Here is a 13641-nt window from a genome sequence, read left to right as displayed (position 1 = left end):
AGATCGTAAATAGCTAAAAACTTCATCCATAGTAACCAAATTTGTATGTACACGACAATATCAAGAACATTATATCCAGCACTACCTGATTTCTCTAAAGTATTTACAACTCTAAACATTACTGCCTCGCGGTTCAAAAGATGCAACCATGCATTTACAAATTATTAACCAACATGGTCAAGTAGTTAAAAACATCGGCGCAATCGGTGCTCCAACTAAAGCTGGAGCACCAAACAAACGATAATCAAATCTTATATGAAATAATGAAACTAGGCTCTATACTGGAGGTTGATTTTGTTTAGTACTAAATTATGAAATACCAATAGATTGCTGAGCTTGTTCCATTTCATGCTGGTTATACTTACTCAAGCCCATTTTTAGTGTGTTCGTTGCCTTATATCCTATTGTTTTTATTTTACTGATATCAGCGTAGGATTGGTGAATATCTCCTGCTCTTGCATTTTTATACTTTAATGGGAGTTTTTTACCTACAATCTCTTCATACATAGCAATAACTTCAAGCAATGTGTGGTTTTCATCGGAGGCGATATTAAATACTTCGGATTGGCTTTCTGCTGATTCTGCCAGCAATATCAATCCATTTACAATATCATCTACATACACAAAATCACGGACTTGCGAGCCATCGCCGTATAGCGTGAATGCTACTTTTTCGTCTCCTGCTACCACTTTCTGGATGCAATTAGTCAAAATGGAAAGGACTCCTGAATACGGTGATTCTGGATTTTGTCTTGGTCCGTAAACGTTGAAAAAGCGCGCCGCACTTGTTTTAAGGCCAAATAAATGGCTGTACGAGATGACATAGCTTTCAGAAGCTAATTTATCGATACCGTATGGTGTGATTGGTGCGATGGCGGAAGTCTCTCGTTTCGGAAGGGTTGGTTCGCTACCATAGACTGCGGCTGAAGATGCGAAAACAAATTTTCTCATGGTATTGGCTTGTTTTTTAGAGGCGTTTAACAGATGTATGGTCCCGTCCATATTGGTTTGATGAGTTCCTAATGGATTCTCGATGGATGCCGCAACGCTTGCTATGGCGGCTAAATGGTACACGTATGTGAAAGTATACAACTCGAAAACGCGCGCGACGTCTTTTTCTTTGCTCACATCACCAAATAAAAAGTCTAACTGTGGATGCTGTGGTAAATTGGATATTTTTCCTGTGCTTAAGTTATCCATCACGACGACATGATATTTTTCCAGTAATCGTTCGACTAAATGCCCTCCAATAAAACCTGCGCCACCTGTAACTAAAACTGTTTCTAAAATCATGCTATATCACTCTTTCTTCGTTTTTTTGTTAATAAATTTCGAATCATAAATTGGATATTTCGGAGGTTAATTAGGAGTATCGTGCTTACGGCTAATATGTTTGTAAGTAAATTTGGTACTTTTGTTTGGTATAGGAACATGGCTTGAGCTGCGAGTACTGCTAATGCTGGGACAAGAGTTAGGAATTTGATACGTATTTTGACATATTTTCTTGTTTGTAGTAAGCGCGCAATCCAGACGGAGAGAAAGCTGATTGTTGTGGCAATCGCTGCGCCGTATAGTCCCATTCGGGGAATAAGCAAGAGGTTGAGCAAGAGGTTGAGTGCTGCGCCAACGAAAGATGTTGTGAATACTTGCTTGGTGCGCATTTGCACTGCGTAGATAACTCCGATAAAAGAGGAGAAACTTGCGAAAATGACAGCAAATAGCTGGATTGGAACGAACCTCCACGCTTCGTAAAATTCGCTACCTAGTCCGATGCCAAATCCCCATTTTAAAATGGAAAGGATAAGTGCGCTGACGATAATCATGAAGGAGGCAAGTGCGTTAAATACACTGGAATAAAAACGATCACGGTCTTTTTGCTCGCCTTCTTCAATCGCGGTTAATTGCCATGCCTGCATAAAGATGGAACTGAGTGTATTTAGAATGACTGGAATTTTATTAGCAACAGCGTAATAGCCATTTGCAGCAAGTCCAAGGAAAGATTGAATCAACAGGCGATCGGAGGTGTCCATCACCCAAAACATAAGCGTATTCGGGATAAGTGGCAAGCTATAGAGCAACATCCGTTTCATTAAATCACGATCCCAAGGCGCTTTTACAAGTGTCTCTGCAACTTTTCCGCTGAAACAAAACAATATGACGTTACTGACGGAGAAGGCAATCACCATCCCAATGAAATAACCCATGATGCCAATGTGGAAGTAAACAAGCAAGACGCTAACGATGCTGAAAATTAGAATAGCTGTGAGTAATCCATTGACGACATAAAGCTTAATTCGCCCTGTTCCGCGTGCATATTGTGCAAACACCAGGTTAATTGACTGGGCAAAAATAATCGCTGCAATCACAAGTGTATTCATTCCTAATCCGAAAAAGATAATTCCGATGATACTTCCTGTTATGAAAAGAATTCCAACTACTACACATATCATAAGCCCATTCATTAGGACGCTACCTTTATTCTCATTGTCTTTCATCACAAATCTTAGAACAGCATCATAAATCGAAAGGGTCACAAATGGTAAACAGAGATTAATAATGACAGATATGAGTTCAACTTCACCATATTCCTGTGGATTCAAGTGGTGGGTAAAAACCACGACGAGCAGTAAACTGATAAGCTTGCTCCCCATACTCCCAATTGAGAAGAGGACTGTATTTTGAAATAATTTTTTATATTTACTACTCATGTATTTTGGCTCATCTCCATTTTTTAATTTGGTTGTGCTATTTTAGTGAGAACTTGGGTTAACAGGGTTGAGGACGTGTTGCTCGTGTAAGGGAAATAGACAACATCGACACCATTTTCGTTAAAAATTCGTTCGGTTTCGTTGAATAATGCATTGCCTTTCCAATCGGAACCAACAAACATGACATCAAATTGATGTTTTTCCATCGCAGCTACTTTATCGCGGTTCGTTTGTGCCACGACCTCATCGACAAACGTGATTGATTTTACGATTTCCATTCGTTCAACATGTGGGATAACTGGTGTTTTGTTTTTATAGCTTTGAACGAGTTCGTCTGTGCTCACAGCAACGATTAGATGGTCACAATGCTCTTTCGCTTTTTTTAAAATGTTGAGATGACCAATGTGGAAAAGATCGAAAACACCCGATGTATAGCCTAATTTATATTTTTTCATACGTTTGCACCTTCCAATTCTAAAAATTCCAGGATTCGTTTTGCGGATTTGTTATCGTGATAATGATTCATTTTTACGCATAACTTAGCGCGTTCGATGACGTAATTATCTTCGTTTCGCGCGGTTTGATCTATAAATTGCAGAAATAAGGCTTCGTCATGAATTTTGTTACCGGGCATATAATCTAGTGGTTCATCAACGAGAAAGCCGCGCCCTGTTCTGTAGTTACTCATATCCCCCAGTTCAAAGCCAATAGGTTTATTCAGAAGCAAGTAGTCAAAATAGACCGAGGAGAAATCTGTGATTAATGCGTCAGACTTTCCAAGTAAGGCGTATAAATCGATACCTCCTTGCAACATTTCCTGGTTGGATAGCGTTACGATGTGTGATAAATCGTAAAAAGAAACGAAGCGGAGATCTTGATTTGGATGGAATTTGATGATTAGTAAGGTGTCTGTCATGGCTAGCTTTTCATTTAACATTTTGAAAAATTCTGGGCTCATCAGGGATATATCATGATCGCTGTCTGTCGCAAAATCAACGCGGTCGCTGTTATGAATATGCTTGAAGGTTGGCAACCAGACAATCAGTTTCTTGTATTCATACTGGGCGAGAAATTCTTTTGTACCTGTGTCTTCTCGAAACATTTTGTCGTTGCGCGGAAAACCTAACACTTGCATTTTATCGGTACCGCCAAGCAATGATGTCGCACGTAATTCTGCTGCAAAATCGGATGTAGATAAAATGTATGTGTGATTTTCTGTTGGACCGAAGCATCCACGACTATCCTTTAAAGGTGTGCCATGTGTGAGGAAAAAGCGGATTTGTTTGTCGTCTGTGCGATATCCTAGTACTTCATGTGTATAAAAACAGTATTTCGCGACGCAGTTGTAGTAGAGGTAACGCAATGATTTTCTTGTTACACCTGTTTTTTTCATAAATCGGACATTCGGATAGCCTTTGTTTTCCATCATATCTGGATCGGCTACAAACCAAATCATTTTATATTTCTCGTTTATCTTCTGTACTATCATCTCTTCAAAAAGCGCTTTTGAGTTATCTTGAAATCCAGACATACTTTCGAACAGCATGATATTTTTCACTGGGAATAGACGAAATAAGGCAAGCAAGAAGTTCATGATTAATTTCATTCTCTAGCTCCAATCTCTTTTAATTTTTTCGGCCATATATAAAGGATGTCACCTAACAAGAAGTGGCCATTAAAATACGCCTTTATTGCCATTCGACGCATCATTTTCAATTTTGTATTTTCTGGTTTATGTGTGATGCTGTACCAGTTTGGGCATGCTATTTCTAGTTCCTGCTGCATTTTTCCCAGAAACGCGTGTCGGTCTTTTTTATTTTGGATGTTCTGGCTTTTATTTAATGTCATCACGTAACCTAACTGCTCCAAGTACATACTAGAAATCGTATCTTTATGCGCTTCTGGCAATGTTTCGACTTGCTGTTTTAAGTAATTAAGAACCACTAGAATATCGAGATAGCGCGTCAGGTTTATCGTATTTGTCTGGGAATCTTCTCGGGATTGATCGTATACGTAGAATGCTTCGTTGATTTTGCAAGTTTGTTTAGATTTCAAAAGTAAGAACGGTACCACGCCTAAATCTTCATACCAATAGCCTTCTGGGAACACGGTGTTTTGCCATAGATGTGCAGCATACATTTTGTTCCATGGTGCGGTGCCTGCTGTGATTGGCGAACTTCCAACGCTTACGTAATGCTGCTGTTGCTTCTTATCCAGCGCCAGATAATCGAATACGACGATATCAGCGCCTTTTGTGAGTTCGGAGATACATTTTTCAAGCAGATTGGGCAAAATATAATCATCACCGTCAATCATCAAAATGTAGTCACCTTTTGCTTGGCTCAGCGCTAAATTTCTCGCACTCGCTTGTCCTCCATTGGGCTTTTTGATGATTGAAACACGCTTATCTTGGTCGGCGTATCGTTTCACTAGCACCCCACTCTGATCCGTCGAACCGTCATCTACAGCGAGCACCTCAAAGTTTTGATAGCTCTGTGCTAGAATTGAATCCAGGCACCGCTCCACATATTTTTCAATGTTATAAATCGGAATAATAATTGATACTTTTGCGGCTGTCATGATGTGCTCCTTTCCTACACTGTTTCTATGAACGAAACAAAGTCTTTTAGCTTTCCACCATCACGATAGAATGTGGCTCCTTCGCTTATCTCATAAGTCATGTCTGTTGCAAAATATTTCACGATTTCAGTTTCTAAACGTCTTCGTGTATGGTCACTCAGATGAGGCTCCAGGCGGAACTCAAGATGCCCTTTCTCATGTTGTAACACTTGATAACCGATTGCTTCTCCTCCATCCATCACAATATTTTTGAAAATGTAATAAAAGATGAAACTCGGATACGTTTCTTGTTCACCTAGAATTTCTTTACCGATACGTCCAATGACAGATTTCACAATGGTATGCTCGCGTCCGCAAGAACACTTGGTTTCTGTGTCTAATTCGACGTAGTCGCCTAGTGCATAGCGGATAATCGGAAATGATTTAGAAAACAGATTCGTCACATAAATTTCTCCGTCAATCACTTCTACAATCACGTTTTCCATTGTCATGTGCATGTTTCCATCCGGACATTCAAACGCGATAATTCCTGTTTCTGTTGCGCCGTACTCGCTAATAATTTTGCGTCCAAATACTTTTTCTACAGTTGGTTGGTATGAGTCAAAAATTTTCTCGGATGTACCTTTGATCATTTTTAAATTAGCTCGTATTGGCAGGTCTTCTCGTTCGATTTTTTGTGCGATATGATAGATCATCGAGGAATAACCTTCTAGATAATCGGCTTTTTTTAATTTTTTAATGAAGGCGTTGATTTCATCTGTTTCATAGGAAAAGATGCGGAATCGGTTCACCAATTTGTCCATCATTTTTAATTTCCAATGCTTCTTCACATCGAGGTTATAGCCCCAAAAATAGCCGTTCCGATGCCAAGGTTTAATGCCATACCAATCATAACCGCGGTGAATTGCGGCGCGGTGTCTCGCATCCCACTCTAGATTTCGGTGAAAGGTGAGTGGAGAACCCGTACTTCCGGATGTTTCTGAAAAGATTAAACGCTCAAAACTCGCCGTCGCATGAATCGCTTCATTTTCTGCTAATAAGATCTTTTTTGTGATTGGGGGAATGATTTGGAGGTCATTTAATTCTCGAATATCGTCGGGGTGAACACCAGTCTCATCGAACAGTTTTTTGTAATATGCGGAGTTTTCATAGGCCCAATGTACAAGTTCTTGCAATTTCTCTAACTGATATTCCTCTAGTTCTGCTCGTGTCCACGTATCTGTTTCTTGTAAAAAACTTTCTGCTGCTGGTAAAAGTGGGTTTCGGCGTTTGACGCCCTGCTTATAAATCCATTGATACACGTTAACGCTCTCCTCTTGGTTGATAGGTCCACGTTTCTTTCAGGACCTCCCGAAATATTTTTTTTTGCTTCTTTTTAAAATAAAATAGTGATACAAGTAGAAAGGCTGTTGGTGCGCTGTACATTCTTTTGAATAGCGGGCCTTTACTCAACATTTGAGTTTTTGTAAGTCTGGTGATTCGTGGTTGCACGGCATGATAGACGAGCGATTCTGGGTGAAAATAAGTGACGTATCCTTGTCGGAATAAGTCGGATAAGAAAATATTTTCCTCTCCAGAAATGTAAGTAGCTCCCAGTCCAAATAATTCATCAAAACGAATTTCTGGCCCTGCCTCGTTATTCTCTAAACATCCTCGTTTCACAAAAATTTCAATCGAAGAACGGCTCATGAGCTCGCGTTTCGTTAGGAATTTTGGTGTTTGGATACGCTGTACTCGACCGAATTTTTGACGGTCTGGGTCGTACATGTTGAGACTAATAACGTCTTTGCCTGTTTGAAAGGAGGCGACCACTTGTCGAAATGTCTCGCGTTCATACCAGCAGTCATCATCGCCGAATGTCACGATATCTCCGGTTGCGTGTGCTAGCCCGATGTTCCGCGCTTTAGAAAGTCCGCGTCCTGACATCATCACAACCTGCGTCGTCAACTTATATCCTGCTAATATCTCACTCCATGTATCTTGTTCCTGCTGCAAAACGAGGATTACCTCAAAATGTTTGTACGTCTGATTTTCCAGTGTTTCCAACATCCGTTTAAGTTCAATACCGCGATTACCGAGTGTTGCGACAATCACTGATATTTTTGGGTGCTGATTCATTGTAGCTGCCCTACTTTGGTTAGCGGACGGCCAATAGATTTGTACGCGATGCCGGATGCTTCCATCTCATTTTTGTTAAAACAGTTACGACCGTCTAGTACGAGCGGATTCGCCATCCATTTTCGGAAGGTATCGGGCGTGATAGCACGAATTGTGTCCCATTCGGTGAATATCAAGCACGCGTCTGCACCTTCTAATGCCGCTTCGATGGAATCCTTCATAATCGATGCATCGCCGAGTTCTTTCGCTGTTTGCGCCATCGCGATCGGATCGTATGCTTGAATAATCGCGCCTTCTTGTTGTAAAATTCGCAGGTTCGGTATCGACGGAGCTTCGCGTAAATCATCGGTGTTTGGTTTGAATGTGAGGCCTAGCACTGCGATTTTCTTCCCTGCTAGATTCGGCATCTCTTTGCGTAATTTATGAAGTAACGCATATTTTTGCTTTTCGTTAATTTTGATAGCAGCTTCGATGGTGCGTAAGATAAAACCATGATCTTCCGCGAGCCAGTGAAGTGCTTTTGTATCTTTTGGAAAACACGATCCGCCGTATCCTATACCAGCACGCAAGAAACTTTTTCCAATTCGTTCGTCATAACCCATTCCTTCTGTGACTTCCTCGATATCTGCACCCAAAATGTCACACAAGTTCGCAATTTCATTCACGAATGAGATTTTGAGAGCTAGGAAATCATTACTGGCGTATTTGACGAGTTCCGCGCTTTTGCGAGAGACAGAAATGATTGGCTGGCCATATTCCGCATAGATTTCACGCATTTTGGCATCTGCTTTTGGCGTCTCGCTTCCCACCACAATTCGCGAACCGTGCAATGTATCGTGCACCGCGGTTCCTTGTGCTAAAAATTCCGGGTTCGAAACAATATCCACATCCACCGCGCTTCGCAATGCACCACGTACAACTGCTTCAATTTTGTCATTCGTCCCAACTGGCACCGTGGACTTCACAATAACGAGGCAATCTTTTTGGATGCTCGCACCAATTTCACGCGCGACTTGATATACTGCGGATAAATTCGCCGATCCGTCTTCGTTTTCTGGTGTTCCAACGCCAATTACTATCGCGTCTGCATCTGCATAAGCACTGGCGCCATCCGTCGTAAAATGAATCCGTCCAGCTTCCAATTGTTCCTGCAACAACTCTTCCAAACCTGGCTCAAAAATCGGTGAAATTCCCGCCGTAAGCCCTGTAATTTTCATCGCATCTAAATCCACCGCTGTGACCGTATGCCCATGATTAGCAAAGCCCACTGCGGAAACCAAGCCTACATAACCTACACCTGCAACTGCTATTTTCATCCTATTTGTCGTCTCCTTTTCCATAAGGCATTGCACACGTAACAGCTGAAAACATAACTCGCATACACGATGTTCAATCCTTCGCATTCTCGATACATCTGCCAATTTTTTTTGAGCATTCTCCATTTATTACTTGATAATGACGTCGCGCTCACCCGGTAATATGCGAGTGGCTCCGTCAAACCATATGCATAATCCTGTTCTTTCAAAATCGATAACCATGTCGCCGTATCTTGACGCGCTCGCAGCAACGGCATTCGGAAATCACCAACTTTTTCTCGATCAATCATGACCGTCAAACAACCGATAATCGTGTTTTTCAGCAATTGTTGATAGTTTATTTTCCTCGGCACACGTACCGTTCGCTTAATCGCTGTTGGCTGTTCTTCAAACACATGATACGCCGTAAAAGTAAAACCGTAACCGTGCGTCTTCATGAATGCCAATTGCTCCTCCAACTTATCCGGATGCCATAAATCATCACTGTCTAAAAATGCTACAAACCGTCCACGCGCCTTACTTAAGCCTTCATTTCTCGCAAAACCAGAACCACGATTTTCCGTCTGAAAAAACGGTCTAATCCGCATATCTCGTTTCGCTAACTGCCGTAATATTTCCTGTGTCCCATCTTTCGAACAATCATCCACCACGAGCAATTCCCAGTTCTGATATCCTTGCTTTTGAATGCTTGCAATACTGGCTTCCAAAACCGAGCTACTATTGTATGTCGGCATAATAACACTAACTAAATTTTCTTGATATACTTGACTCATGAAACACCTATCCTTCTTGAAATGGGCGATATTTTTGGCGCAGCGAAGGTTGTTGATGCTTGCGTTCGTTAATTTCATCCGCATAATACAGTACCGCTGAGCCCTTCCTTATTTTCTGGATTTTCCCACGTGCTACGAGCGAATGAAAGCATTGTTTTGAAACGCCCAATTGATCAATCGCTTCTTGCGTCGACAAAAACAAATCATTCAGTACTTCCAATTGCTTTTCATATTTTTGTATTGCCATCTTCCGTTTTCACCCCTCTTATATCTCTGGAATTGTTACTATGATTGGCAAACTCGTCACGTCTTCAAAATCTTTTACCGTTTTAAAAGTATTTTTCAGAGATTCTCGAATTACAAAACCAGCTAGGCTTAACGTTAACGCCATGACAAAAGCTAATATCATATAAATTCGAATCTGTGATGTTGTTAAATTACCGCTTAATTCTGCGTCTGATAAAATATTTACGTTATCAATATTCATCAACTTCGGTACTTCTTTTTCCATCGATAAGGCCAGCGTCTCCGCAATAGCCCTCGCCATCTCTGGATCTTCTTGTTCGACATGAATCGATATAACTTTCGACTCTTTCTCATTTTGTACACTGATCATTTCACGCAATCCACCAACACTCGTTTGAAGGTCCAAACGCTCGATAACATCTGCTAAAATCACTTTACTCCGCAAAATAACGTTGTATGTGTTCACCAACTGTGTGTTGGAATCTGAGCTACGATAATTACCGGTTTGCCCTTCTGTTTCTTTTGGATTAATGAGCAGTTGTACAGAGGCATCATATTTCGGTGCCATAAATTGATAACTCGCAACACCCACAAGACACGTCACCATAATCGCAACGACAAGCGCAATGATTGCCTTTTTACGAATGATGTTAACTATATTTACTAAGGATACTTCTCGTTTCATGTTCTCCAACCTTTACGTCGTTCTATATTTGCTTCCTTTTCCTTCAAACTCCTCGCAACCAGTACAAAGAAGAAGAAAAATATTTCGTTCAGTATCAGTGATAAGGACGTCATCATGGATAAATAACCAATCAAGGCAATCACTAACCACCATTGTTCCCTATCCACTAAAGCCGCTTTTATCAGTGCCCACAGAATCGCGACAATCGCCGTTACATAAAGCATCATCCCGACAATTCCTGTTTCTACCAAAATTTCCAAAAAGGAGTTATGCATGAAAATTGCTTTTCCAGCTTCAAAAGAATGATATGCTTGAAAGTTGAAGGACCCTATCCCAAACAGCGGTTTATCCATAAAATACGCGAATCCGTCTGTCCAAATATCAAACCTGCCACTACCACCATCTTCGCCCACCGTTCCAAATCGCTCGACCATTAACTCCCACAACGATACTTCCATGAACTGATCAAAGAAGAAATTTGCAAGTAGGAAAAATCCAACCGACCCTAGAATCATCAGCAATTTTGATTTCCAACTGCCGACAAGTAAGCACAGCACCAACACGATGACTAGCGAGATAATAGCACCACGCGATAGCGTCAGCATTACACATAATATCGCGATAAATCCGCCAAGTAAGTTCCACCATTTTTCTCGATGCGTTAAAAAGTAAGCGATGAATAACATGTTGATAAAAACGAAGATATTCGGATCATTCGTCAACCCCAGCAACCTCGCAAAATTCCGATCAATCATCACACCCATCTCACGAATCCCGTTGCCATGCATGTTGAAGCCCAAATTCACAAGCCCCATCACATAATAAGCAAAGCTCAAGATGTTAAAAACAAAGCCAGATATGATAATCGCCCACTCAATGTCCCTCCACCTTATTCGATTCAGCCAATACCGGCAAAAGAAGTAAAAGACAATCAAGATAAATGTGGCACCAATCGCTCGAAGTGAAGCAGCTGGATAAGCAGTAATCACGCCGCGCAAATCGTAGTACACATAGTATCCGATAAACGCCACTTCACAAAACAAGAGTTTAGAAATTGTCATTTTCGGAGTGTAGTAAATCATTAAAACCAGAAATAGTAGCATGTAAGGCTTAAACGCCAAACCAATTTGTACATTAAACTGACTCCCAATACTGAGGAAAAGCATCATCAACGTGAGGAAAAATATCTGTTTCTTAGAATGGCGAGGGGAGATATTGTTATTATAATCACATGTTATATCACTTTTATAATCAACCAATTTATTCTCCTATCCCGCGCTTTAGTAATAATAACGGTATCGATCTTTGACTTTCACTTTGACACGATTAAATACAATCCCAAGGCATGTTGCCGATACTTGATTCAATACTCTATACGTTCGTTCTACTTCTTCTTTTCGCACTTCATCATATTTCACAACAAGTAGCGTGGCATCACTGTGGTTCAAGATAGTTTTCACTTCTGGCACGAGTAGTACTGGCGGCGTATCAATAATCACCAAGTCATACTCTTTTTTCACTTCCAAAATGAATTTCTTTAGCGTCGTTGCGTCAAACAATATGCTAGGTGAATCTTCTACTAAGCCACTCGTCAAGATGTCTAAGCCTTGCACACCAATATCCTTCATGCATTCTGTCAAGGTATAATCCTCTTTCAACACGTCGCAAAATCCGACCGCGTTCGATAATCCTAATTTTTTGTGTACCGAGGGTCGTCTAAAATCACTATCAATCAGCAATACTTTCTTACCTGCCTCCGCAAAACTTCTTGCTATCCCAATCGCAATCGAACTCTTTCCTTCACTAGATAGCGAAGATGTTACACTTATTGCTTGCGTGTCGCGTTGTCCAGAGAGCTCAATCGTCGTTCTAATATGCGCCATTTGTTCCTGGAAAAATAGATTCTCATTCAACATTTCTTTTGTTCTCATCTATCATTCACCTATTCTTGAAAAGTATTTGTCATCGACTTCAACTTACCACCATCAAAAGTCACGCGCAGTTCACCATAGCCACGGGGACCAGTGATAAAGAAGGCTTCTATCGTATTTTCCTTTGCATTTACATCAATGTTCTGTGCAGCACCTGCGTATTTTGTGAGCAATTCTTCTTTTGTCCAGTCATCTTTTTTGATTATTTCTTTAGCATCTATAATCGGGATATAGGCATTTTGTACGAAGTAGGTTGTCACGTCGCCCGCGTTGCTTTTAACAACAGCGTCTTTATCGTGAATCACGACCTTACCATTCTTAAATTCTAGCGCGTTGTTACCTTTTGTTAACTCTACGAATTCTTGCTTGCTTACTTCTACGTCCTCATTTTTCCAAGATGTGATTGGACTATAGTCTTTTTCTTGATTGGAGCAAGCTACAGTCGAAATTGCCAAAATTGCGATTATTGATATAATTCTTTTCATTCTTTTCTCCTCATCTTGCACCGCTACCACTAAAGATCACTTGGACCGTCTTGTATAGTATGCGCGCTTCATTTTTGACAGACATGGAATCAATGTACTCCAAATCGTATTTCAATTTTTCTCTTGGGGTAATATCGTAACCTCCGTTAACTTGTGCCCAACCGGTAAGTCCTGGTTTGACAGCTAAGCGTTGGATAAAGTCGGGGTGAAGTGTTTGGAATTCTTTCGTGAACATCGGTCGTTCTGGGCGGGGGCCAATCATGCTCATTTCGCCTTTTATTACATTCCATAGTTGAGGGAGTTCGTCAATTCGCGTCTTCCGAATAAAGCGGCCGACTTTCGTAATTCGTGGGTCATTCTTTTCAGCCCACTTGGCACCACTCGCTTCAGCGCTTTCTTCCATAGACCTAATTTTGTAAATCGTGAATTCATTGCCTTGATGCCCAACTCTGCGTTGTCTATAGATAATTTGTCCGGAAGATTCTAATTTCACGGCACAAATGGTCATGAGTATAATCGGTGATGTAATGACTAGCAATGTTATCGCGAAAACGAAATCAAATATTCGTTTTGTGCATTGGAACATCGTGGATTTTTTCTTAGGTTTTACTTGATCGTATCTAATTTCATACTCCATTGTCTCCGTCCTTTCTTTTCTTTAGAACTATTTTCCGTTCCTTGATTACGGGAATTTTATAGTTCCTGATGTTACTTTTCCTTATTATCTCTTGCTCTACTTATATCATATAATACTACGCCTAAACCCACCATTCGATTTTTGTCGGCATTTTCGACAAAA

General features: G+C 40.8%; 15 protein-coding genes. All 15 read right to left on the bottom strand.

Annotated elements, in window-relative coordinates:
• Window positions 1-309: 309 nt before the first annotated feature.
• From EP57_RS15830 to EP57_RS15760, 15 genes are read right to left on the bottom strand one after another with little or no spacing between them, the layout of a single operon-like run.
• The gene (locus EP57_RS15830; protein WP_036088330.1) at window positions 310-1293 is read right to left on the bottom strand and encodes a GDP-mannose 4,6-dehydratase; all 984 of its coding nucleotides are present in this window, start codon (window positions 1291-1293) and stop codon (window positions 310-312) included.
• Window positions 1290-2708: a lipopolysaccharide biosynthesis protein gene (locus EP57_RS15825; RefSeq protein ID WP_052167728.1), complete on the bottom strand. Its 1419-nt coding sequence runs from the start codon at window positions 2706-2708 to the stop codon at window positions 1290-1292. Before EP57_RS15825 ends, EP57_RS15830 begins: the two co-directional genes overlap by 4 nt.
• A gap of 23 nt (window positions 2709-2731) precedes the next feature.
• Window positions 2732-3163 carry an FAD synthase family protein gene (locus tag EP57_RS15820; protein WP_036088329.1) on the bottom strand — a complete coding sequence of 144 codons (432 nt, stop codon included), beginning with the start codon at window positions 3161-3163 and terminating at the stop codon, window positions 2732-2734.
• Complete coding sequence (locus EP57_RS15815; RefSeq protein WP_036088328.1) at window positions 3160-4314, bottom strand: CDP-glycerol glycerophosphotransferase family protein; 1155 nt, start codon at window positions 4312-4314, stop codon at window positions 3160-3162. Before EP57_RS15815 ends, EP57_RS15820 begins: the two co-directional genes overlap by 4 nt.
• Window positions 4311-5288, bottom strand: a complete 978-nt coding sequence (locus tag EP57_RS15810; RefSeq protein WP_036088325.1) for a glycosyltransferase family 2 protein — start codon at window positions 5286-5288, stop codon at window positions 4311-4313. The genes EP57_RS15815 and EP57_RS15810 overlap by 4 nt, the downstream gene beginning before the upstream one ends.
• Before the next feature lie 14 nt (window positions 5289-5302).
• Window positions 5303-6589 (bottom strand): phenylacetate--CoA ligase family protein, encoded by a 1287-nt coding sequence (locus tag EP57_RS15805; RefSeq protein WP_052167727.1) that lies wholly within the window; start codon window positions 6587-6589, stop codon window positions 5303-5305.
• A 1-nt stretch (window position 6590) separates the two neighbouring features.
• Window positions 6591-7406 (bottom strand): glycosyltransferase family 2 protein, encoded by an 816-nt coding sequence (locus tag EP57_RS15800; protein WP_052167726.1) that lies wholly within the window; start codon window positions 7404-7406, stop codon window positions 6591-6593.
• Complete coding sequence (locus EP57_RS15795) at window positions 7403-8722, bottom strand: UDP-glucose dehydrogenase family protein (protein ID WP_036088319.1); 1320 nt, start codon at window positions 8720-8722, stop codon at window positions 7403-7405. Before EP57_RS15795 ends, EP57_RS15800 begins: the two co-directional genes overlap by 4 nt.
• Complete coding sequence (locus EP57_RS15790) at window positions 8719-9495, bottom strand: glycosyltransferase family 2 protein (protein WP_036088317.1); 777 nt, start codon at window positions 9493-9495, stop codon at window positions 8719-8721. Before EP57_RS15790 ends, EP57_RS15795 begins: the two co-directional genes overlap by 4 nt.
• Before the next feature lie 7 nt (window positions 9496-9502).
• Window positions 9503-9742 (bottom strand): helix-turn-helix domain-containing protein, encoded by a 240-nt coding sequence (locus tag EP57_RS15785; protein WP_036088316.1) that lies wholly within the window; start codon window positions 9740-9742, stop codon window positions 9503-9505.
• 18 nt (window positions 9743-9760) lie between these two features.
• Window positions 9761-10426: a YveK family protein gene (locus EP57_RS15780; protein ID WP_052167725.1), complete on the bottom strand. Its 666-nt coding sequence runs from the start codon at window positions 10424-10426 to the stop codon at window positions 9761-9763.
• The gene (locus tag EP57_RS15775; protein ID WP_036088312.1) at window positions 10423-11685 is read right to left on the bottom strand and encodes an O-antigen ligase family protein; all 1263 of its coding nucleotides are present in this window, start codon (window positions 11683-11685) and stop codon (window positions 10423-10425) included. The genes EP57_RS15780 and EP57_RS15775 overlap by 4 nt, the downstream gene beginning before the upstream one ends.
• 21 nt (window positions 11686-11706) lie before the next feature.
• Entirely contained in the window at window positions 11707-12357 is a 651-nt protein-coding gene (locus EP57_RS15770) for a CpsD/CapB family tyrosine-protein kinase (RefSeq protein WP_052167724.1), read from the bottom strand.
• Window positions 12358-12368: 11 nt separating this feature from the next.
• On the bottom strand, window positions 12369-12842 hold the full coding sequence (locus tag EP57_RS15765) for a hypothetical protein (RefSeq protein WP_036088310.1): 474 nt from the start codon (window positions 12840-12842) through the stop codon (window positions 12369-12371).
• Between the two features lie 10 nt (window positions 12843-12852).
• Window positions 12853-13479, bottom strand: coding sequence for a sugar transferase (locus tag EP57_RS15760; protein ID WP_036088309.1), 627 nt, complete (start codon window positions 13477-13479; stop codon window positions 12853-12855).
• Between the last annotated feature and the right edge of the window lie 162 nt (window positions 13480-13641).

This window comes from Listeria booriae (assembly GCF_000766865.1).
Taxonomy (GTDB): Bacteria; Bacillota; Bacilli; order Lactobacillales; family Listeriaceae; genus Listeria_A; species Listeria_A booriae.
Note: the sequence above shows the minus strand (reverse complement) of the source record. Positions and strands in the feature narration are given on the sequence as shown.